The 22536-nt window shown below is 36.3% G+C and carries 24 protein-coding genes and 2 pseudogenes; 16 read left to right on the plus strand and 10 right to left on the minus strand.

All coding sequences use genetic code 11. The features are described from left to right. The 9 genes and pseudogenes from BN202_RS08165 to virB11 all read left to right on the plus strand — a co-directional run. Window positions 1–265: pseudogene (locus BN202_RS08165) on the plus strand (transporter); the annotation flags it as partial. After that, window positions 265–1023 carry a TrbJ/VirB5 family protein gene (locus tag BN202_RS08170; RefSeq protein WP_019220164.1) on the plus strand — a complete coding sequence of 253 codons (759 nt, stop codon included), beginning with the start codon at window positions 265–267 and terminating at the stop codon, window positions 1021–1023. The pseudogene BN202_RS08165 and the gene BN202_RS08170, both read left to right, overlap by 1 nt. 13 nt (window positions 1024–1036) lie before the next feature. After that, window positions 1037–1315 carry an EexN family lipoprotein gene (locus BN202_RS08175; RefSeq protein WP_034987991.1) on the plus strand — a complete coding sequence of 93 codons (279 nt, stop codon included), beginning with the start codon at window positions 1037–1039 and terminating at the stop codon, window positions 1313–1315. Between the two features lie 40 nt (window positions 1316–1355). Further along, entirely contained in the window at window positions 1356–2285 is a 930-nt protein-coding gene (locus BN202_RS08180) for a TrbL/VirB6 family protein (protein ID WP_019220166.1), read from the plus strand. 7 nt (window positions 2286–2292) lie between these two features. After that, complete coding sequence (locus tag BN202_RS08185; protein WP_019220167.1) at window positions 2293–2580, plus strand: hypothetical protein; 288 nt, start codon at window positions 2293–2295, stop codon at window positions 2578–2580. After that, window positions 2577–3248 (plus strand): VirB8 family type IV secretion system protein, encoded by a 672-nt coding sequence (locus BN202_RS08190; protein ID WP_019220168.1) that lies wholly within the window; start codon window positions 2577–2579, stop codon window positions 3246–3248. The genes BN202_RS08185 and BN202_RS08190 overlap by 4 nt, the downstream gene beginning before the upstream one ends. Window positions 3249–3250: 2 nt before the next feature. Next, a complete protein-coding gene (gene virB9, locus BN202_RS08195) occupies window positions 3251–4102 on the plus strand; it encodes a P-type conjugative transfer protein VirB9 (protein ID WP_019220169.1) in 852 nt (283 codons plus the stop codon). Window positions 4103–4130: 28 nt separating this feature from the next. After that, the gene (gene virB10 / locus BN202_RS08200; protein ID WP_019220170.1) at window positions 4131–5246 is read left to right on the plus strand and encodes a type IV secretion system protein VirB10; all 1116 of its coding nucleotides are present in this window, start codon (window positions 4131–4133) and stop codon (window positions 5244–5246) included. Window positions 5247–5283: 37 nt separating this feature from the next. Continuing rightward, on the plus strand, window positions 5284–6336 hold the full coding sequence (virB11, locus tag BN202_RS08205) for a P-type DNA transfer ATPase VirB11 (protein WP_019220171.1): 1053 nt from the start codon (window positions 5284–5286) through the stop codon (window positions 6334–6336). 107 nt (window positions 6337–6443) lie between these two features. Here virB11 and BN202_RS08210 read toward each other — a convergent pair whose 3' ends face one another. Further along, window positions 6444–6707 (minus strand): type II toxin-antitoxin system RelB/DinJ family antitoxin, encoded by a 264-nt coding sequence (locus BN202_RS08210; RefSeq protein ID WP_019220172.1) that lies wholly within the window; start codon window positions 6705–6707, stop codon window positions 6444–6446. Between the two features lie 76 nt (window positions 6708–6783). Further along, a complete protein-coding gene (traA, locus tag BN202_RS08215) occupies window positions 6784–10494 on the minus strand; it encodes a Ti-type conjugative transfer relaxase TraA (RefSeq protein ID WP_019220173.1) in 3711 nt (1236 codons plus the stop codon). 207 nt (window positions 10495–10701) lie between these two features. Between traA and BN202_RS08220 the strand changes: the two genes are divergently transcribed. The 3 genes from BN202_RS08220 to traG all read left to right on the plus strand — a co-directional run bounded on the left by BN202_RS08220 (window position 10702) and on the right by traG (window position 13100). Beyond that, window positions 10702–10923 (plus strand): TraC family protein, encoded by a 222-nt coding sequence (locus BN202_RS08220; RefSeq protein ID WP_019220174.1) that lies wholly within the window; start codon window positions 10702–10704, stop codon window positions 10921–10923. A 61-nt stretch (window positions 10924–10984) separates the two neighbouring features. Beyond that, a complete protein-coding gene (locus BN202_RS08225) occupies window positions 10985–11209 on the plus strand; it encodes a conjugal transfer protein TraD (protein WP_019220175.1) in 225 nt (74 codons plus the stop codon). After that, a complete protein-coding gene (traG, locus tag BN202_RS08230) occupies window positions 11187–13100 on the plus strand; it encodes a Ti-type conjugative transfer system protein TraG (RefSeq protein WP_019220176.1) in 1914 nt (637 codons plus the stop codon). Before BN202_RS08225 ends, traG begins: the two co-directional genes overlap by 23 nt. A 292-nt stretch (window positions 13101–13392) precedes the next feature. Here the strand turns inward: traG and BN202_RS08235 are convergent. The 3 genes and pseudogenes from BN202_RS08235 to BN202_RS08245 all read right to left on the minus strand — a co-directional run. Next, window positions 13393–13584: pseudogene (locus tag BN202_RS08235) on the minus strand (HigA family addiction module antitoxin); the annotation flags it as partial. A 28-nt stretch (window positions 13585–13612) separates the two neighbouring features. Then, entirely contained in the window at window positions 13613–13987 is a 375-nt protein-coding gene (locus BN202_RS08240; protein WP_019220177.1) for a hypothetical protein, read from the minus strand. Window positions 13988–14150: 163 nt separating this feature from the next. Further along, window positions 14151–14816, minus strand: a complete 666-nt coding sequence (locus BN202_RS08245; protein WP_019220178.1) for a hypothetical protein — start codon at window positions 14814–14816, stop codon at window positions 14151–14153. 859 nt (window positions 14817–15675) lie between these two features. Between BN202_RS08245 and BN202_RS08255 the strand changes: the two genes are divergently transcribed. Next, entirely contained in the window at window positions 15676–16032 is a 357-nt protein-coding gene (locus BN202_RS08255; RefSeq protein WP_019220180.1) for a helix-turn-helix domain-containing protein, read from the plus strand. A gap of 98 nt (window positions 16033–16130) precedes the next feature. Here BN202_RS08255 and BN202_RS08260 read toward each other — a convergent pair whose 3' ends face one another. Beyond that, a complete protein-coding gene (locus BN202_RS08260) occupies window positions 16131–16451 on the minus strand; it encodes a hypothetical protein (protein ID WP_019220181.1) in 321 nt (106 codons plus the stop codon). Then, a complete protein-coding gene (locus tag BN202_RS08265) occupies window positions 16448–17140 on the minus strand; it encodes a ParA family protein (RefSeq protein ID WP_019220182.1) in 693 nt (230 codons plus the stop codon). Before BN202_RS08265 ends, BN202_RS08260 begins: the two co-directional genes overlap by 4 nt. 280 nt (window positions 17141–17420) lie before the next feature. Here BN202_RS08265 and BN202_RS08270 point away from each other — a divergent pair, with 280 nt between their 5' ends. Continuing rightward, a complete protein-coding gene (locus tag BN202_RS08270; RefSeq protein ID WP_004857201.1) occupies window positions 17421–17672 on the plus strand; it encodes an AbrB/MazE/SpoVT family DNA-binding domain-containing protein in 252 nt (83 codons plus the stop codon). Continuing rightward, window positions 17669–18067 (plus strand): type II toxin-antitoxin system VapC family toxin, encoded by a 399-nt coding sequence (locus BN202_RS08275; protein WP_019220183.1) that lies wholly within the window; start codon window positions 17669–17671, stop codon window positions 18065–18067. The genes BN202_RS08270 and BN202_RS08275 overlap by 4 nt, the downstream gene beginning before the upstream one ends. A 181-nt stretch (window positions 18068–18248) precedes the next feature. Here the strand turns inward: BN202_RS08275 and BN202_RS08280 are convergent, their stop codons facing one another. The 3 genes from BN202_RS08280 to BN202_RS08290 all read right to left on the minus strand — a co-directional run bounded on the left by BN202_RS08280 (window position 18249) and on the right by BN202_RS08290 (window position 22133). After that, window positions 18249–18902, minus strand: coding sequence for a recombinase family protein (locus tag BN202_RS08280; RefSeq protein WP_019220184.1), 654 nt, complete (start codon window positions 18900–18902; stop codon window positions 18249–18251). Between the two features lie 558 nt (window positions 18903–19460). Further along, window positions 19461–20834 (minus strand): plasmid replication protein RepC, encoded by a 1374-nt coding sequence (gene repC, locus BN202_RS08285; protein ID WP_019220185.1) that lies wholly within the window; start codon window positions 20832–20834, stop codon window positions 19461–19463. A 540-nt stretch (window positions 20835–21374) separates the two neighbouring features. Then, entirely contained in the window at window positions 21375–22133 is a 759-nt protein-coding gene (locus BN202_RS08290; RefSeq protein WP_019220186.1) for a nuclease, read from the minus strand. 125 nt (window positions 22134–22258) lie between these two features. Here BN202_RS08290 and BN202_RS08295 point away from each other — a divergent pair. Continuing rightward, window positions 22259–22536, plus strand: a 278-nt coding sequence (locus tag BN202_RS08295; RefSeq protein ID WP_019220187.1) for a TrbC/VirB2 family protein, incomplete at its 3' end; no start/stop codon positions are given.

A 22536-nucleotide genomic window follows, 5' to 3' on the forward strand; every position in this document is an offset into this window, starting at 1 on the left:
CCATTCAGACTATGTAGAAGGTTTTAAATTATCAGAAAGAGAATTCAACCTAATACAAACAGAATTAAGCCGCGAATCACGGCGTTTTCTCATCAAACAAGGGCAAAGTTCTGTTGTAGCAGAACTGAATTTACGGGGCTTTGATGATGAAATAGCCATTTTAAGCGGCACCACCAAAAACATTGAACTTCTCGAAACCATTATGGATGAAGTTGGTGAATCTCCAGAAAAATGGCTTCCTCTTTTTCAAGAAAGGTCAAAATAATGAAAAAACTTTTATGTGCAACAGCCCTCTGTGCAGCTTTATTTGGTTTTCAAACAAATGCCTTCGCCATCGTGGTATTTGATCCCACGGCAGCGACTAACATGGCGGAACAAATTCGGCAAGGCACACAACAACTTAACAAACTGCAAGAACAAATTCGGAACGGCACACAACAACTTGACCAATTAAAGAGCCAACTCGATCAAATGAAACAATTATATAGCTCATTAAATGGAAAAACAGATTTGTCTGCTCTTCAAGGATTGCTCAACAAACAAGGAAACAATGCCGCTTTTCCTTCTGATTTTAATCATTTGGAACAATCGATAGATGGCACCGGTGGAGCCGGTAGCGGAAATATTGAAAAATGGAAAGAAAAACTTTTATACAAAGAACCATCGGGGGGAAGTGGCTCGAAAGAAGCAGTTGATGCTTTTTACAAGAAAGAAATAGAAAAACTGCACAATCGCAATGTAGGACAAGCAGCAACAGGACAAGCTGTTTACGAAGATGCCACTAAAAAGAAAGAAGCCATTAGCAAACTCATTGAAAAACTTAAAAATGCTAAAACAGCTGCTGAAGTTCAAGACGCTCAAACACAATTAGCAGCTATACAAGCAATATTACAAGCAGAGGCTTTACAAACACAAGCTACTTCTATGATTCAACAAGCTCAATCTGAAGCTGAAATTATCCGTTCTAGAGAAGAATCTAGCAAAAGGTACCAAGACTATGCAAAAAAAATCCGTGGTAATTAAAAAGGGTTTAACCATGAATAAGATCATCATATCAACATTATTGCTTTGCACTGGATTTATTACGACTGGTTGTGAAAAAACCTACAGCGTAGAAGAATTTAAAAAAAATGAAAGCTTAATAAGAGAATTTCAATGGAAGTGTGGAGCTTCCGATAATTCTAAAAACTGTCAAAATGTGAGACAAGCAGCTGAGGAACTTGATGCCGAACAACGTAAGAGAGCTGAAGAAAATTTCGAAAAATCTTTAGAAAAACTAAACAAAGAAAAAGAAGTAGAAGATCGCGCTAAATAGTTTTTCTAAAAAAAAAGAAAAAGGATATTCAATATCTGCAATGGACTATGTTTATACATACACTGATATAGATCACCGTTTAATGAAAACGCTTGAAAATATAATGGATAAAACCATTAACAACTTTTCGGCGTCTTTAAGTGCTCCGCTTACAGCTGCCTGCACAATATATATTGCATTCATTGGCTATAATGTTATATATGGTCGTTCTTCTATGCCCTTATGGGATTTTATAGCGACAACTGCAAAACTTGCTATCGTTCTTACACTTACGACAAACGCCTCTCAATATAACGCTTGGATCAAAAATATATTTTTCAGTGATCTGCCTAATGCCATTGCAAATGTCACACAAGGGGTAAGCTCAGATAAAAGTGTCTGGGACACAATGATGAAACATGCTTCTGCACACGTTTTTGATGCAGCAAATAGATATACATCATGGTATGATTTGGGGAAGTATATTGTTAATTGGGTTGCTGGTTTAATTTGTTTATTGATTGCTTCTTTTTTTAGCACTATTGGCTTTATAGTCACAATGTTTGCTAAACTTGGTTCATTTCTTATCTTATCGGTAGGACCACTTTTCATAAGCTTTTATATGTTTTCTACCACGAGACGTTTTACAGAAGCATGGTTGGGACAAGTTGCAAACTTCATAATTTTACAAATATTAGTCACGTTGCTTGGTAACGTATATGTAACTCTTGCGGTAGATATCCTTTCGGGCGACATTAAAGATATCATGTTTTCTGTAATTCAATTTTTGATTATTGGAACTGGGGGTATTTATCTTTTCATACATTTACCCGGAATTGCCTCTGCTTTAGCTTCTGGAGGAGCCTCTCTTGCAGGATCAACACATTTAGCCCATCATACTAGCAGAACAGCTGGTCGTGGTGCTCTTGCAGCTGGTCGTGCTGGTATTGGCGGTCTAAAAAATTTAGCATCAAAATTAAGAGGAGGATAATTTCAAAATGCGGGGTTTTAAAAAAATTGGGATTATCTTACCATTTCTCTTTCTAAGTGGCTGTATGTCTTCATCAAATACCCTTAAGTCACTCCCAAAATGTGATGGATATTCTAAACGGCCACTCAACAAATCAATGTGGAATTGGGAAGGAAAAAAACCAATCCCCACACCTATCATCATCAGCAGCAATGCATCATCATCCGTGAAAGAAGGCAATCTGGAAACGCTTCTCACACAAAAATTAACAGATGAAGAAATAAAATCTTACAAAAATTGCGGGCAAAAAGCATGAAAGAAAACGCTGTAGAACAATACATTGCTGAAGCACGCTCTTTTGATCAAGATCGCATGTTAAAAGCACGCCGCACCACCCGCGCCTCACTCACAATCGCTGCAATAGCCGTTGTTGTTGCGGTCACCTCTTCGCTAGCGGTCATCATCCTCACACCGCTTAAGACTGTAGAACCCTTTGTCATCCGCGTCGACAATTCAACCGGTATCACAGAAGTGGTGGAAGCCTTAAAAGAAGGTCCAACAAATGTCGACGAAGCCATCACCCGCTATTTTGCCGCAAAATATGTCCGCGCACGCGAAGGTTTTGTAGTAGAAGAAACGCAAAATAACTTCGAAACCGTCTCTCTTCTATCTTCTCTCGAAGAACGAGAAAGATTTGCTGCATGGTATGGAGCGAGAAACCCGCAAAGCCCCCAAATTCTCTACAAAAATGCTATTACAACAATCACTATTAAATCAATTTCCTTTATCAATAAAAATGTAGCACAAGTGCGCTATTACAAGACCGTCCATGATATTGATAAAAACAAAGAGTTCATCACACACTGGGTTGCGACCTTCACCTTTGAATATACCAACGCCCCCATCTCTATCGAAAACCGTCTGATAAATCCTCTTGGATTTATCGTTAGTGTGTATAGAACAGATCCAGAAGTGGTCAACTGATCATGACAAAAAAAATCCTTTTTCTTTTTCTCAGCATCCTCGGCCTTTCTTCTGCTCATGTGAGTCATGCCAGTGTTTTTCCCACCCGCGCGCCGAGCGATAGCCGCATTCGCTTTATTAATTATGATGCTTATAATGTCACAAAAATTATTGGCTCTATACGCTCATCTGTACAAATAGAATTTTCTCCCAATGAAGAAATTGCGCATGTAGCCATTGGTAACAGTGTTGCATGGGAAGTAGCACCAGCAGGCAATATTCTATTCCTAAAGGCAAGAGAAATCCAACCCATTACTAATCTTCAAGTTGTCACAACAAAGCTTGATGGATCAAAACGCTCTTATCAATTTGAACTGATCATCAAAGATGGAGAAATTTCTACCGCACAAGAAACCTATTTCCTTGTGAAATTTCGCTACCCCCAAGAAGAAGCTGAACAAAGAAGGCTCGCCGCCCTTTTGCGCCAAGAAAAAAAACAATCCAGACAAATTGATAGTGTCTTCAACGCTTATGAAACCTACGGACCACGCAATTGGGCTTACACCGCGCAAGGCTCCGTCTATCTTGAACCCTCCTCTGTTTACGACAATGGCAAAACCACAACCTTTACCTTTCCAGACAACCAAGAAATCCCTGCCATTTATACTGTAGGCAGTGACGGAACAGAATCGCTGGTTCCAAAAACCACAAGAGGCAACATGGTTATTGTCCATGCCATTAGCGCGCGATTCATCCTAAGACAGGGAAGAAATGTCCTCTGCATCTTTAACGAAGCCTATCAACCAAAAGGCATCAATCCAGACACCGGAACAACCTCACCATCTGTTGAACGCAAAGTTGCATCAGATCTTTAAATAAAGCGGGAATTAAAGGGGACAACACATGAGTGATACAACCACCATTGAAGATCGAGGATCAATAGGTGATGGAAAAAACAACACATCAAAATCACCAATAAAAAAAATCATTGTCATTATAGCCTTTATAGGATTTTGCGCATATGTGCTTTGGAATATATTCTCAACACCAGCACCACCAAAAAACACGGAAAATGTTCACAAAAAACAAGAGTTTATTAACTCACTTTCTCCCTTAGAACTAGTTCCCCCTGAATCACGAGCAAAAATTGCTCCAATTACACTACCAACACCATCAACGACACCAAAAAAAATAGTTAAAAATGATCCTTTACTTGATGCCGCACAACGTGCTCCCGTATTGGCTTTTACGAGCAATTCCTCCCCTTCTTCAACTCAAATGCCAAGAAGTCCCTATAGTAATAATATAAGTGAAACTCCCAATAACGATTCACAAAATTTTTCCTCACTTCTAAAGCCTACACGAATAGAAGGTACAAGAGCTGGAATCATGGGAAATAGAAACTTTATCATCGCCATGGGAACCTCTATCCCCTGTATCTTAGAAACCGCATTAAACAGTGATCAGCCAGGATTTGCCAGCTGCGTAATTAACCGCGATATCCTCTCTGATAACGGCCGCGTTGTTTTACTTGATAAAGGAACACAAGTTGTTGGTGAATACCGAGGAGGGCTTAAAAAGGGTCAATCCCGCCTTTTTGTTCTCTGGACCAGAGCAAAAACCCCAACCGGTGTCATCATCAACCTTGCTTCACCAGCAACCGACAGTTTAGGAAGAGCTGGTTTTGACGGAAACGTCAATACCCATTGGTGGGAACGCTTCAGTTCAGCATTATTACTCACCGTTGTTGATAGTGTTACAACAAACCTAACCAATAAAAAGAAAGGCAATTCTAACTCAAGGGGTGGTTTTAACAACTCTGAAGCAAGCAATATCGGAAAAGACACAGCCACCGTTGCCCTTGAGAACCAAATCAACATCCCCCCCACCTTAGAAAAATACCAAGGAGAATTGGTCAACATTTTTGTAGCAAGAGATTTAGATTTTTCATCCGTTTATAAACTAACAATCACAAGCAAAAAGAACCGCTCTAGTCCAGGCTACTCCTTTTTTCATTAGTCATTCTCACGTTCAATAAAAGTGTATAAGAATATTTATGGCCACAACAAAAAATACAGAGCGCGCCTCTATTGTCTTAACCAAATTAAAGATCTTAGATGATTTTCTTAATGATGATAATTTATTTGAAATTGTCGTCAATCGTCCCGGTGAAGTGATTGTCGAAGGTCCAGGTGGTTGGCAAACCCACACGAGAGACAAACTAACCTACAGCGAGCTAGAAGGAATTGCAAAAGTTGTTGCTGCCTATACAACACAAAAGATTAGTGTAGAAAATCCTGTTCTCTCCGCAACACTCCCCAATAATGAACGCATACAAATTGTCATGCCTCCTGCTGTTGCCCCCAATACCATTAGTATGACAATTCGCAAACCTTCATCACGCACTTTTTCTCTTGAAAGTTTACACGAAAATCAATTGTTTTCTGTGGCAAGAAACGTCAGTTTCACCCCCCTTGAACAAATGAAAAAGCGAGCCGGTGAGCTTTCTGACACAGAACAAGAACTAACGGACCTCTTTATGGCCAAAGATTTTTGTAAATTTTTAGAACGCGCCGTTATCACTCAACAAAACATCTTAATATCTGGCAAAACCGGCTCTGGAAAGACCACCCTCTCCAAAGCTTTAATTGCCAAAATCCCTGAATACGAACGTATTCTCACCATTGAAGACACACCAGAACTCGTCGTTCCCCATTCAAACAAAGTGCAACTTTTCTACTCAAAAGACAATCAAGGACTAGCAAAAGCTGGCGCAAAAGAACTCCTTGAATCGGGATTGCGCATGCGCCCCGACCGAATACTCTTGCAAGAATTGCGTGATGGCACAGCTTTCTATTATATCCGTAATGTGAATTCCGGTCACCCAGGCTCCATCACCACAGTTCATGCCTCCACAGCACTTTCCGCCTTTGAACAAATGACACTTCTTGTTAAAGAAAGTGATGGCGGTGGAAATTTAGCACGAGAAGATATCCGTGGTTTATTGATTTCTATGATAGATGTCATCATCCAATGCAAACGCCTTGAAGGAAAATTTCGTGTCACAGAAATCTATTACGACCCCTTCAAACGTCGAGACGCTTTTTAAAAAAATAACACCTTCCACCTTCTTAAGCCAATAGAGATTTTTTAAGAGCACGATTGATCGCTTCGGGTTCATTTTCAATGATTGAAAGAAACAAACGGGAAGAAGTATCAAATATCCAAATGACGAAACAAATCTTCCGTATCTTTAGCCCTGTATATATCTTCGCCCTTGTCACTTTTCTTGAAAGTTTCAGGCTGTTCCTCATTAGAAATATACATCTCAAACGGCAGCCCTCTTTCATTGACAACTTTTGTCAAAGCAATCCGAATAAAATCAGACACCGTAAGTCCTAGACTTTCTAATATTTCATGGGCTTGTTTTTTTAACGTCTTATCTATGCGTGCACGTACAACATCTTTTTCTACACTCATATTAGACCTCCTTTGATGACCTCTCTTTTGTCATATGGCTTAATAGGGCTACAAACATAAGGCTTTATCCTTCCTTTCACCGTGTCACATCTTTTGATTTTTCACGCGCTATCGCATTGTTTTGTTCTTGTTGTCTTTGTTGCAGAAATTTAACAGCCGTTTGAAACTCTTTCATGTGTTCTTTATCTGGAGACTGTTGTTTTGAGAGCGCTTTCGATAAATCAAAATCTTGCTTGTGAATGGCATCCTTTCCAAAACGCTTATCTAAAGCACTTTGTAGCTTTGAAAACTCCTTGTTAACCGGCTCTGGTATCTTTGAATAATTATCACGGCCAGCTTCAAAATTTTTCATATAAGACACTGCTTCTTGTGAAAGTGACGGAACCTCTACTTTTAATTGCTCACGCTCTCGTGTAACCCTGTCCATATGGATTTCATGGGAATTCTTGTAAAAGGATTGAAGCTCTCTAATGGTAGAAACCGCAAGAGGAACATTGTAAAGCGCCTTTTCTCGCTCTTTTCCTGTAGCCTTTAATTTATCGATTAAACGATCTGACCCACGCAGTTCACCAGCCTTCTCTGGAAACTTAGCTAAAATGTCAGGGAGTTTATCGCCTTTCCCCGTTAAAATTGTCCGCTCAATCTTGAGTGCAGCCGCTTGTGGATCTTTATAAATAGATGCCAAACGATTGTTTAATTCCTTAAACGTGTCAACATAAGATTTTTCATTTTTAAGAGCGCTTAGCACCTTCTGTTCCAGATTAGAGTTATCCGTATAAGCCGCAAGGTAAGGAGCCCTTTCTGTTGCTTTTGAAGTAACATTCAAATCTTTTTGTGATTGTTCAACCTTGGGCTCTTCTTTTTCAAGTTTACTGAAAGCTGTCTTTGCTCTACCCCAAAGGGTTTCAATTTTCTCTTTTTGTTTTTGCAACCATTCTTTATTACGATCAACGTAAGAGGAAAGTTTTTCCCCTAAACCTTGAGAAACATCAATCCCTCTATTTTTTGTAAATTTGGCAATATAGTCCCGATAATCAGGAGATTCAGAAAAGTCGAGAGTAGTTGTTTTAACACTAGATCTAGAAAGCGCTGCTACCAATTTTTCATAGGTATTTACACGATCTGATTGCTTGATAACACCACCAAAAGAAGGATCTCCACGCTCTATTAAATCAACATTAAAGATGTTTCTTTTGATTTCTTTATTGTTAACAACAATAGTTTCTTTATCTTGACGAATGGATATCTTGTCACCAAGTTCAATCCGAGCACCATCTATCACTGAGGGAAGATTTACACCGTAAATACGTTCAACTCCACGGGTTGTTGCTATATCCGCATAAGGTGTTTTGCTTTTGGCGGTTTCACTAAAAGAAGCATACCCTGCTTCTACAAGTTCACCAATCATTGTACCTTTAATCTGTTTGTGTTCGTGTAATCGAACGTTTTTAAAATCCTCTTCGGCAACATAAAGATGTGACTGATATCTATGTCGAGACATAGAAACATACGCAAGATGCTGATCCATAGATGAAGAAGCTAAAACAAAAATATTATCAACGGTCACCCCTTGACTTTTATGGACAGTAGCTGCATATCCATGGTCAACATTTTGGTAAGTCTGATTGGAAAATACAACCCCTTGGCCAGAGTCAAGACGCACCTTCAAAAGAGGTTTTCCTCTTTCATTTTGTGTAGATAAAACAGTTCCCAACATACCATTTTTAACTTTTTGCTTTCCCAATTCTGGGGCATGTTTTTCTTCAAACTGAGCATTTTCAAGAAAGATAATTCTATCACCAACAATAAACTCCCGTTGACCTTTCAGGGTATCAAAATTTGTGATGCTTGTACTATCTTCAGATTTAAGTAAATGAGCACCTTTAAGAGCGGTTCGAATTTCTTCATTCAATTTTTTTACGGACGCATTCGTATGAGCGAGAACAAGTAATTCGTCACCGCGTAAAGTTTTTCCTTCTTCCTCACATTTTGTTTCTACTTTTATTCGTGTATCCATCCAATCTTTAACAAGAGTTTTTATGGCTTGGTCACGTGTTTTTGTCTCACGAATGAATCCTCTTTCTTTATATTGTTCTAAAGCTTCTTTCACTTGTCCACGTGCAAATTGACGCGAAGCTACTTGCCCCCATTCTTCTTTTTGTCTTCTGATACCGGATAATTCTATGTAACCAATATTATCAACGGCAGCGCGAAATGCCGCTCCAGCCTCAATGGGTTGTAACTGCATATGATCACCGACAAGAACAACTTTAGCCCCTGCTTTTTCAATTTTTTGGACAAAATGAGAAAGTTGTTTTGAAGAAATCATTCCAGCTTCATCAATGACAAAAATATCACCAACCCGTAATTCGTCTTTTTTGTTTTTCCACGCTAGTTCCCACGCAGCAAGAGTCTTACTTTTTATTTTTGAAGTTTCTTCAAGACCTTCCGCAGCCTTACCCGCAAGAGCTGCCCCAAATACACGCTTTCCACTACTAGCCCACGCAATATTCGCCGCCTCCAGTAGAGTCGATTTTCCAGCACCAGCATAACCGACAACCGCTGCAATACCTTTATCATCTGTAATATGTTGAACAGCTAATTTTTGTTCTTCTGAAAATTTAAATCTATTGCTCTTATCTTTATTTTCAACAGACTTTATAGCCTCTAAAACCTGCTTATCTTTTACACCGTGTCCTGTCGTTTGAGACAATGAAACAATACACCGTTCCATATCATATTCGGTTTTTAACATTTCTTTTGTTGAATAAATAATCTTACGTGGATTGGAATGATCTTTAATTTTAATCAGGTTATTGCTTTGTTCTAAGCGCCCCATAATGTCATTAAAGTCATTACTATTATCAACATATCGGTGAATAATCTTAGCAAGATCAATTCGACTGAATGTCGACTTTTCAAATGAAATTAACTTCAACAATTCGTCCGGATTTTTTCTAATAATATCGATAGATTTCTGCTTTATTTTTTCATTGGCTTGTACAGCATTACTAATAAGACCTTTTTTTCTCATTGCATGTGCTGATTGCCCCAAATGAATAGTTGGCTCTATTGATAAACCACGCTCTTTATATGAACGCATATCTATTTTTATATCATGACCAGCAACAGCAAGATATCTTGTAGCTATATCACCCCAAGAATTGCGTAAATCTTTCAATGTGTCTTTATTACCTATGACGGTTTCGTAAACAATACGCTCTTCTTTTCTTATCGCATTTCCTTGTTTATCGCGAATAGTCACAAGAGATTTTTTTACTGTTCCATCTTCATTTAAAAGAGCTATTTTTTTTGTTCCAAAACCTTTTTCTACGACAGGACGTAAAGTATGCATGATATGCACATGTGGATTACCTTGCTTGTCGTGATAAACCCAATCAGAAACAAGTCCACGTGATGTAAGGTTTTCCTTTATGAACTCTCGTACAAGAGAAATATTTTGATTTCGTGATAGTTCTAACGGCAGTGCTATAACTATTTCTCTTGCTAGTTGACCGTTAGCGCGTTCACTATTTTGTATAGTATTCCATAACCATTCACTCTTTTTTTCGTTTGTCTTAAGATGGTTTAGTTGTTGTGTAATCCATTTTGGTGAATATTCTGGAATATTTATTTCTGAATGAACAAGGTCTTTATCCTTATCATACTTATGGGTATGAGAACCTTCTAACTCATCAAACATTCTCGTTCTATGGCGATATGCGGCTGCAACAACTGCTGATTTTCCCGCCCCGATTATTTTAGCTTGTAAATGTGCTATTGCCATAAGATAAAATTACCAAAAATTACTTTTATTTTTGTGGAATAATCTATAGCAGAAAACGTTTTAAAATAAAACGTATAATTGCGCCTTCAAAAAATCTTTGAAAAAGACATTTTTCAGGAGCGCATAAAATGCGCACTACCTATTAAGTATTGTTATTTGAGATTTGTTCTGTTAAGAAAAATAAATAGTAAAAAGAAAGGTCTTTAAATGGCTAGAAAATCTTTAGATAAACTTATGGAAGAAAAAAAAGCTCTGGAAGAAAAAAGTAAAAAACTTCTTGAAAAAATTAAAGCTGCCAAAAAGTATGAGGGAGAAAAAATTGCACTGTTAGCAGCAGAAGCTGGTTTAACAGAATTAAATATTACAAACGAACAATGGAAAGATATCTTTGACGAGATTAAAGAACGATTTCAAAAAAAACAAAACTAATCTGAACAATCTTGGAAAATCTATAAAACTATTAAGACGCATCGAAAAAAGGATACGATACTTGACAGACGAAATTAGACGTAAAGATGCGCGTGAAAAAATTACCCTAGGGGGGCTTGTTGTAAAAGCTGGTTTAAGAGATGCTGACAAATCTTTCATTTTAGGATGTTTAATTCATGCTGCAAAACTTGATAAAAATTCAAACGAATATAAAAATTTTCAAAAAATAGGACAGTATACTTTTACTGATACGCGGGGCAAAAATGATAAACAATTTAGATCGTAAACAAATCATATTTTTAATATGTCCTTTTATCTTTTCAATAATAATTCTTTTTCTTGTAACCATAACAATAAATGAAATTACAGAAAACGGTACTACACCAGATGCTTATTGGTTTGTTCGCTCAAAACCTCTCGATATTCTTATCCTTATTGCAATTTCATGTTCTTCATTCATTCTTCTGCAAAAAAGACATATTAGAAAAAATATCACCATAGCATCATTAATTATCTTTGGGCTTTTTGCAGCTTACTACAGTACAAATGAATATATCAGATTAAGTCCTTATGTAGGGCAAAATGACATGACATGGGCTGATGTCTTTCCTTTCTTTGATAGAATGGTTTTAGCAGGTTCAATCATTGGTATTATTATCCTTGGTTTTACAATGAATCTATCTTTGCCTAAAAAATCACCTTTGAAAAAATCAAAAAATGTAATCTTCGGCAGTGCCCAATGGATGGATATGAAAAAACTAGAAAGTATCTTTCCTAGCAATGGAGAAATCATCATAGGAGAACGATATCGAGTAGACGAAGATATTATAAAAGATGTTGCTTTTAATCCTAAAGACAAAACAACATGGGGTGAAGGAGGTTCGCAGCCATTACTAACATATAACCTTGATTTTGATTCAACCCATATGTTGTTTTTTGCTGGTTCTGGTGGTTACAAAACAACCAGTAATGTTATTCCTACGTGTATGAAATATTCTGGTCCACTGGTCGTTTTTGATCCTTCAACTGAAATCGCTCCAATAGTAAAAGAATTAAGACAGCAATCAAAAAAAAATACCGTATATGTTCTTGATCCTCATGGGGCTTCAACAAAAACCTTTAATCCTTTAGATTGGTTATTAGATGAAAATATCCCTCTTTATGAAAGGGAAGCAGGACTCGTAGAAATAGCAAGACTCCTCCTCTCCGAAACCCATAAATCAACTTCAACCGATCAATTCTTTACCTCTCATGCCCACAATTTGTTAACTGGTCTACTTGCGCATGTTGTCTTTTCCGATGAGTACAAATTAGAGGAAAAAAACTTAAAAACACTTCGTATGATTGTATCAGAACCAGAACCATCGGTTATTGGAAAATTGCAATCAATACAATCAAGTTCTTCATCGCAATTCATTCGTGAAACCCTTGGGGTCTTTACCAATATGGCACCGCAAACTTTCTCTGGTGTCTATGCTACTGCTTCTAAAGATACCCAATGGCTTTCTCTTGCTAATTACGCTAACCTTATAAGTGGTAACGACTTTAAAACAACTGATATAACAAAAGGAAATATAGATATCTTTTTGAATATTCCATCAAAAATTCTAAAATCATATCCAGGGGTAGGACGTATTCTCGTAGGCTCTTTTCTTAAAGCGATGGAAAGCGCAAATGGAGAATATGAAAAAAGAGTCCTCTTTGTTTTAGATGAAATTGATCTTTTAGGATATATGAACATCTTAGAGGAAGCACGTGACCGTGGGCGTAAATATGGAATCTCACTCATGCTCTTTTACCAATCTGTAGGACAAATTGAACGTCACTTCGGTTCATCGGGTGCTATGGCATGGTTTGAAAGTTGTGCTTTTGTAAGTTATGCCGCTATTAAAGATATTAAAACAGCTGAAAATATATCAAAGGCATGTGGTAAAATGACTATCGAAGTTCATGGCAAAAGTAAAACCCTAGGGACATCGGGTGCAAAAGGAACTGAAAGCCTTAGTGTCCAGCAGAGACCTTTAATTTATCCTCACGAAATTACTCAAGAAATGCGAAAAGACGAACAAATCATTCTCGTGCAAGGGCAGCCCCCTATCCGTTGCGGACGCTCTATATATTTCAGACGTAAGGATCTAAATGCTCTGGCTCAAAAAAACAGATTTGCTTCTAAATAGAACTCACTTCGTTCGTCCATTATTAAAAAATGAGAGGCTACCGCCTCTCAAACTCTCCGTACGCTCACCAAAATCATGAGATCAGACCCGCGTTTATCGAAGGGACTAACAAGCCTTGGTTCTTAAGGTCAAGGAAACCCCTACGGGGCGCCTAACGGCGTCCTAGACCTTAGAACCATAGGGGCTTGTTTTGTCCTTCTCACGCGGCTCCGAAATCATGATTAAAGGATAGAGCTAATAAGGGCGCTATAATCAAAAAAAGCAAATAAAAATTATAAGATATAGGAAAGGACTAATATGAACTCACTGAAAGCGGCTGTATCTTGGGTTGTTTAAGTTTTAAAGCCTTAGATAAATCATAATTTGTTTGCATAGCAAGCCAAGCTCGTGCTGTACTTACACCAGCCATTTCAAGCCTAATAGCAAGACTTGCACTAACCGCAGCTTTTCCATTTAAAACTCTAGAAAATGCTACACGAGATACAAGAGAATATTTATTATTTTTCTACTCATTATTTGAAAAGCATAAAATCATAATTAGATGGTGCTAAACGCAATAGAAGCGTATCATACCACCAATTGACAGCTAAACTTAGAAATATACAAATGATATAACCAATAACCATTGCTGTTTGGTGTTCAGAAGGTGCTGCACCTGCTACATATCCAGTAAAAAAGATAAATAACACTAATAAACTCCCACCTGCTATAAACTCTGTCAAAATAATAACTGGTTTACGAATAAGCAAAAGGAAAAGAAAAAGAAAAAAAAGGCACATTTGCAATATAGTAGATAAGATTTTACGGACGGTAGAAAACACTCTACGAATTTTGGAAATTGGATTTTTCTCTTTTTTATTTAGTTGGTTATTAGATAAAGTATCCATCGTCCCCTCCCATATTTTTATCTATAAAACGCTTTAAGCTACATGATACGTTTATTTATGATAACTTATATACCTGTATAGGTAGTTATTTCAATTTTATGATTTCTTTTAGAGTTTAAACAGTCTTTATTTTAAAAAAACAGGTGCCCCCCACACCTGTTATTTACGCTGCTGAAACGACCGTTCTAACAATATTATCGCTTTCATAAACCACACTGTTTACTCCAATATATCCCCTGCTTCGTCTTGTTATTCTTGCATTACCATAAACTTTTCCACTAATTGTTCCATGTCCAGAAATTTTTGCATTATCATAAATGGAACCGTAAATATCATAATGTCCACCAACCGTAGCATTACCAAAAACCTTACCATAAATTTTGCAAGCGCCACTCACAACGGCATGACTATAAACCTCAGCATTGCTATGAATACGTGCACTACCGGATAATTTTGCATTCCCATAAACCCTTGCACGATGATAAACCCAAGCTTGATAGGAAATATGAGCATTATCATAAACATGTGCATTCATATAAACGCGGCTTTTATCACATACATGTGCATTGCCATAAACATGACCACAAACAATAGCTTCACCACATACATGGGCATTTTCATAAACACGTCCATCACCATAAACCCACGCATCATCACCAACCCAGCAATTTCCCTCATGAGATAAGTTTGCTTCCTTTTCAATAAAGCCACCAAGGTCGCCAGCTTTAACATCAGCAAAATCTCTTAATGCACAGATGCGATAAAGAGTATGGCCATCAATTTGTTTGGTTTCATTTGTAAATTCATATTTTTTTGAGATAGTGTTCATAATGAACTCCTTTAGGATAAAGTTTTGAATTGACGCCCTATAGGGCGCCGGGTGCTCAAAACACAGCCTAAAGTCTGTTGTTATGCTTTCCCCGTAAGGGTATTATATGACATAACTACACCCGACAAAATCACTATATATGCTCTTTATAGCATAAAAAATAATCAATTTAAAAAGCTTTAGAAAGATTGTTTCGTAATCCATTCGCTTTAGGTCTAGTGTTTTGATCACTTGAGTATTTATATAACAAAATACCCATTTATTGTCAACTATTTTATTGCCATTTTTTGCCATTTTTTCTATATTTTTCAAATATATAGAGCACAAAATGCCTTATAATTTTTATCTTTTTCTTTTGACTTACATGCCCCAATAAGCTCCCCTTTTAATCATGATTTCGGAGCCGCGTGAGAAGGACAAAACAAGCCCCTATGGTTCTAGGTCCAGGACGCCGTTAGGCGCCCCGTAGGGGTTTCCTTGACCTTAAGAACCAAGGCTTGTTAGTCCCTTCGATAAACGCGGGTCTGATCTCATGATTTTGGTGAGCGTACGGAGAGTTTGAGAGGCGGTAGCCTCTCATTAAAAAACAAAGCTTGTAAGTAAAAAACTATTTTTCTTGCCAATCTTTTAAAATTAATTTATTTCTTTGGGAGTATTTTTGGTCGTATACGCAACGATCAATAGGGAAATAAAGCCCTAAGTTCGAGAGTAAAAATAATCGTCACCCGGAGTTCCGGGAGTTTTTGTTATGTCCAAGTACTTTTTAGTACTAAAAGCAAAAAGCTGACTCGAACTCAGTACTTTATTACTCCCGGAATACCAATGCGAGGGCGCTCGCAACCGGCAGGGGGATTTTAAAGTGCAAACAAAAAATCAACATTTAAATGACGTTTCTGTAGGTAAAAAAATTCGCCTCAGAAGAGAAATGTTGAAAATATCTCAAAAACAATTAGGGGACCTCTTAGGAGTAACCTTCCAACAAATTCAAAAATATGAAAAAGCTAGAAACCGCATAGGAGCTGGACGGTTGCAAGAAATTGCTGACATCCTCGATGTTGATATCTCCTTTTTTTATACCGATATTTCTCCCCAAAAAAAATGTTCATACCCTAATGATGAAGGAATTTCCAGTAAAGAAGAATACTTCCTTTTAAAAGGTTTTAGACAACTTAATCCTAAAAAACAAAAAGCAATTTTGTGGTTGGTTTCCGAATAGAAGAATGCTTTTTAAATTATATTACATACAGCTATCTTCTCTATTCATAAGAATATTTTAAATATTTATTACGTATTTTGTACGTAAATAATAAATAATCATCGTTTATTTTGTGTGTAATTGTTATTTACGTAATTTTCAATAAGACGATTAAGAAAATCACCACCATCTTCATTAAGTTCGTCTGCTAAAGACCAAAAACTGTCTCTTACTTCTGGTTCAAGTGCAAGTGTTAATCGTGCTGTTTTTAAACTACGTTTTCTACGTCCACTACCACGTTTTGTTTCTACACTATGACGTGTCGTAAAACCATTATTTTGACCTATCTTACTTAATTCTTGTTCATCTACTTTTTGTGCTTTTGTAAACGGTTGTAAATTTTCAAGATCCGGTAATACAATTTCAGCTCTTTTTGTCATGCTACTTTGTCCTTTAATAAATTTTCATTATCCAATACCTTCACAACAGCGTTAGCAAAAACCGTTGCATTTTCTTGTGCTGCTTGAGGATTATTCACATCAGAAGATGCTAAATCAAAGAGAGACCCCCCTATCTGAAAAAGAGCACTAAAAGCTCCTCTTTCAGTTAATGAAGCAGGTAAAATAGGAAGATTAGCTTTTTCTAACGTTTTCTCTATATGCTGTCCTTCGCGACTGTTTAAGGTATTGGTCATAGAAAATACGATACGAAAAGGTATTTCTCTTTTAAAAAACTGACTCTGTTGTTTTATTAAAGCAATGATCTTTCCTATCTGATCTCCATCAAGTTGTTTTTTTCTCATAGGAACCAAAACTAAATCCGCTCTCCCTATAGCAAAAGAAGCCGCAAGATTAGCAGAACCTTCAAGATCAACAATAACAAATGGAAACTTTTCTACAGCATCATCAATGCAAGAAACAATATTCTGTTCTGTAATATTTCCAGAAACTTCTATATTTTGGGGCATTGTATCTACAGATCTTTTCATCCATGTCACAAGTGGTTGATTTGGATCTGCATCAATTAATTTTACCTTAGATCCGGCTTTAGCAAAAACGTTAGCTAATACTAATGCCATTGTGGATTTTCCAACACCACCTTTTGTTGAACACATAGTAATTACAGGCATTAAGATATTCCTTATTCAATGAATAAACACCAAATAAATAACATTTATTTATTACGTATTTATTAAAATTATAAATCATAATTATTTATTCTATAAATATTTACTACGTACAAAATACGTAATAAATATTCATATGTTGTTAATTTCAAATCAGGTATAATCTGGTGTGCACATTCCAGTATGCAAACGAGTTTATTTCACAATTTCGTTTTTTAAGAGTAATTGATTTTTACATTACTTTTATATATATTAGATAATTATATAGTAAGAGGAATTTTTTATGTCTTCATTAACAGTTACAGCAAAAGGACAAATTACGCTGAAGCGGGATTTACTACAGCACCTTGGTGTTAAACCAGGTGAGAAGATTGACTTTGATAAACTACCAGGTGGTGAACTTCGTATAAAAGCGTCACAGCCTACAAGCACTATTGAGAGCTTTATTGGACGATTTTCTGGAAAACTAAAAAAACCTCTAACCATTGAAGAAATGAATGAAATTACAGCTTCTAGTTGGGCTGGGAAAAAATGAAGATTTCTGTAGACACAAATGTTCTAGCTCGTGCTGTTTTACAAGATGATAAAAAACAAGGGGAGGTAGCAAGTAAGATTTTAAGAGAAGCTTCTCTCATAGCTATTTCTCTACCTTGTCTATGCGAACTTGTTTGGATACTTCGCCGAGGTGCAAGACTATCAAAAGAAGATGTAGCTGGAATGTTACGCGATCTGCTAGCAACCAATAATATAGTAACGAATAGACCAGCTGTTGAAGCAGGGCTTGCTATTCTAGAGGCTGGTGGTGATTTTGCTGATGGAATTATATCTTATGAGGGAAATTGGCTAGGTGGTGAGACGTTTGTTTCCTTTGATAAATTAGCAATAGACCTGTTAAAGAAAAACGGACAGTTAGTAAAACTCCTTACTTAATGAGTAAGCTAATACCTATAAAAGAATAAGCTATAGATGTGGATTTTCCAACACCATCTTTTGTTGAACACATAGTAATTACAGGTATTAAGATATTCCTTATTTAGTGAATAAACACTAAATAAGGATACTTCAATGCATCACGTCATGGAAAAGAACTATCAACTTTGCGCAGTTTATCTTAATTTTCCAATGTTCTTGGCATGGTAATGATAGGCTTAATTTTTGTAGACTTAATATTTCTACGTTCAATAAATAAACGCAAGGTATTTACACTAACTTCTAATGTCTTAGCAATACGGTTCTGTGATAAACCAACATTTATAAATGCTTGAATTTCATCAATGTGATTGTCCAGCTTTAATTGCGTAGCTTTACTTCCTTTTGGCCGGCCAAGTTTTATTCCTCGTTGACGAGCAACATTTAAGGCTTCTTTTGTGCGTGTTTGAATTAAATGCCGTTCAATTTGTGATACCATACCCAATACGTTTGCAATGATATCGCTTTGTAAACTTCCGTCCATGATAAGGTTTTGTTTCGTTATATGCACAATTAAACCACGTTCACTGGCTGCTTTGAGAATTTCTAAAACAGCAAGAGAAGAACCAGCTATACGAGAAAACTCCGGTGTGAGTAAAACATCACCACATTCAGCTTTTTCAATTAAAGCACCAAGTTTACGTTTGCGCCAATCTTGTCCTCTGCTTGCAACTTCCTCTTCAATATGGAGTGGAGCAAAGCCATGTTTGTTAGCATATTCTAACAAGCCAAATTTTTGATTTTTTGTATCTTGTCCATCACGAGAAACGCGCAAATAAGCGTAAAATTTTGCCATATTTAATAAAAACGTCAATTTAGATTTAAACTGATATATTTTTATTCAAAAAAAATGTCAAATAAATACATGATTTTATATCAGAAAAAATGATCGTTTTTTTTATAAAATTCTATTGAATAAGAAGTAAAATTATTACATTGTAATTATATTGTAACACATAAAGTGGTGGTAAAATGGCTGAAACAATATTTACCTTTCGCGTTTATGATGTATTAAAAGATACTTCTTTAATATCTTAATTTTAAAATAGTTAAATTTTCTTATTGAGAAAAAGTAGTTTGTTATATATATAACTTTTGGGGGAAGAGGTATTTTGGGAAGTTCCCCGCAGAATTACCATTAATTTAAACCTCTTTCTCTAAAATGTTATTTGTTTTTTCCTTTAATAGAAAACCATGCTGCCTTGATTTTTTCGGTATTGCTTATTGTGTGAAACGCCAAGAACAAAATTAAACAATGCCATCATCTATATGATGGTCTATAATTTGATAACATTTTCTTCATTTCATCTGTTTCGTTAGACATTTTGTCCCCCTTTTTTATTTTTTATCAAACTTATGGTACAAGTTTCTTTGAATATGTTTGCATTTTCAAAGTTTTCAGCACTTCATTTAATTGGGATTTAAACAAGAGATTTTTTTGCTGATTTGAGTTTGATTGTGTATGTTTTTCGGTGTTTTTCATGCGCCAATCATTCAATTTTTCGTCAAAAGCTTCATTCTGCAAGGCGTGCAAAGAACGTTCGAGGTATAATTCTCCACGATTTTCTTTGGCAATCATACCACGAAGATATCCTCCAGATGATTTTACAAGGTTTTTACAATGTTTTTCGAAGATGATAGCAATAGCAAGAGCGGCTTTTTGAAGCCCCATAGTTTTTTTAGCCTCTTCAACGGTGTGAGTAGAAATCCCCTTCATTTTGGCTAAAAATTCCATGGAATCGGTTAAATCCCTTTCAGATTGCAAACCATGTTTAAGAAACATTGCAGTATTAGGCAGCGCTTCATTTAAAAATTCTGGTTTGATGTGAAGCAATGGTGCCTTTTTTGAAGATAAGGGTGTTTCGGTTTTGCCTTTTTTTATATTTTCATAAGCTGTTTTATTGTGACCGTAGGTCATGTTATTAATTTGAGTGTGTTCAGGTTTATCTGAACACACATGTTTGTTACAATTACAGTTATGTTTAAGGGTTGTATGTTCTATATGTATTTCGTCAGCAAAATGCCTGTATTTCGTTTTTAGTGTTTTTTCCTTTAAAACTCTCTCCAAAATCCACTGAAAAAGACCTATTGCTTTGTGTAATTTTTCTACTGAAGCTTTGGCCGGCCGACCAATAATATGAACGATTTTTTGCATTCTAGAAAAAAGCAATGATGTAAATGGTGTCGCTTCAATTGATGTGTAAGAAGCTTTGATTTGCCGCACCAACCCCCGAAAACAATGCAAAGCGTCCTTTTGTTTGTTCTGAGCCTCTAGGATTTCATCAGTTTTCTGTTTAAGTTCATAGTATCGAACAACCAAAATACGTAAATCAATACCGCAAGCTGCTATAATTCCATGATCACGGCTTCGCACTGAATAGCGCTTAAAATTACCAGAATCCCGCATTACAACAAGACCACAATCATAAAGACGTGAAAGCAATATACTAACACGTGATTCACTACGGCCAATGTCTTTACTAAGACAGTAATTACTTTTAAAAACGATAGGAACTCCGCCTTTTTCAAATGAAGATATAGAAGCCGTATCCAATAAAGCTAAGAGAAGTTTAGCTTCTGTATCTTTAATCAAATGAGCCTTCTCTAATTTTTTAACCAATCCAATTAATTGTCCGCGACTTACAAGACCCATTTCAGCATTTTCTGCTAATTTTCTAAATTCTATATGATGCGTACTTAATTTTCTTCCCGATATTTTTTTAACCATAATTGTTTTAACCTCTGAACTAGAGGCAAAAAAATGTAAAAAATACCCCTTTTCTACAAAATTTCTCTTGCAGAATGCATCACGATAAATTAAATTGAGAATTGATGTTAATTTAATTCACCGTAGAGGTATTTTAGAAACCCTTCTGTTAGCGCAGTTGGGTTTTTATTTTTTTGCCATTATATTCCCCTCATTTTGAAAATGACTCATAGCTTTGAAAAAAGCATGTCAAGGTAAAGGGTATATTAAAAAAAAAGATTTTCAATATAGTAAAGATTTCAAACAACTGTTTTTATAGCAATACAACCAATTACAACCTGTCATAATAGCGAAGCGAAATGACGTATAGGGAAGGGAACGCGCTCCCATATAGCGCTGTAGTGAGCAACCTATACGAGTAAGTGAGCTTTAAATAAAAACAATTTTCCATGACGAGAGTTGTCCATCAAGACTTATGGGGCTTGTGGTCAACTTTTACCTGATAAGGCTCGTTGTGGAATATTGTCTTCATTTTTGAATGGCACTTGAGAGGATATTTGATCAATTATGGTCTATGGGATTATAGCTGCCATGGTCTCTTCTCCACTCTTCTGGTTGTTGAAATTGACTTGACCACAAGCCAATTTGTGCTTTTTGAGCGGTCAATTGCAAATTTTTATAGTCTGCGGGGGACGGAAAATTATGCTGATCCTTTGTCAAAACCATCAAGCCTTCTGCAAGCCCCAAGCGTGCAAGATCAACTCCATCTACAAAACATTGAGCATAATGAATTTGTTGAACGACACGGGCTTGCCGACACGTAACATTCTTATCGATTGTTTTTGAGACAAGCCACGCAGTGACAAAAGCCCCACAGGGCCACTTAATACCATGGCGTGAGGCAAACTGCCGCATTTCACAGGTTTCAACACCATATAATCGAATATTGCGCACAATTCTTTTTCTCCACCCATCATCTGTTGGTGTGATCATTTTAAAGCTCACACCACTTGTAACTTGTATAGCACCAGAATAAACAGGGACATTTTCTTCATAAAATTGTGATGCCAATGACTTTTGGTTCAACACCACATTTTGTTTGTTGTTATAATTTATTAACTTCAACTTTGAAGTTTGAACAGTATTTTCTATTGTCTTTTCTGAGCCTTTTAAAAAAGCTGTTTGAATAAATTTTTCAGTATGTTTACTTAAATAAAATAATCCACACAAAATAATAATACAAATTAAGACAAAATATTTAAGGGCTAATCGAAGAATTTTTAAAATATCATTTTGAATATTATATATATTATCGCTCATTACATCATATAATATTAAATATTGTTAATTTTATAGTAGAAAAACTATTTTTTTCATTTTATATGATACCTAATTAAGATCTTAAATAAATTTATGATTAACTTTAAAATAGCGAGGGGGTTTTCATGAAAAACATGAATAATTCGTTCATTTTTGAACACACCTTTAAAGACAGTATTTTATCCAATACCCAAAAGAAATGGTTAACGACACTCCTTATGTTATTCATTGCCTTTATAGCACTGAATGAACCAGCATTTGCACAAAGCTTTGGTAAAATTGAAGGCGCTCTTCAAAAAGTAATCTCAGCTTTAACAGGACCAATTGCAAAATCGATAGCCACCATTGCGATTGCTGGTGTTGGGCTTGCGTGGATTGCTGGTTATGTTGAAATGCGTAAAGC

This window comes from Bartonella florencae, assembly GCF_000312525.1.
Classification (GTDB): Bacteria; Pseudomonadota; Alphaproteobacteria; order Rhizobiales; family Rhizobiaceae; genus Bartonella; species Bartonella florencae.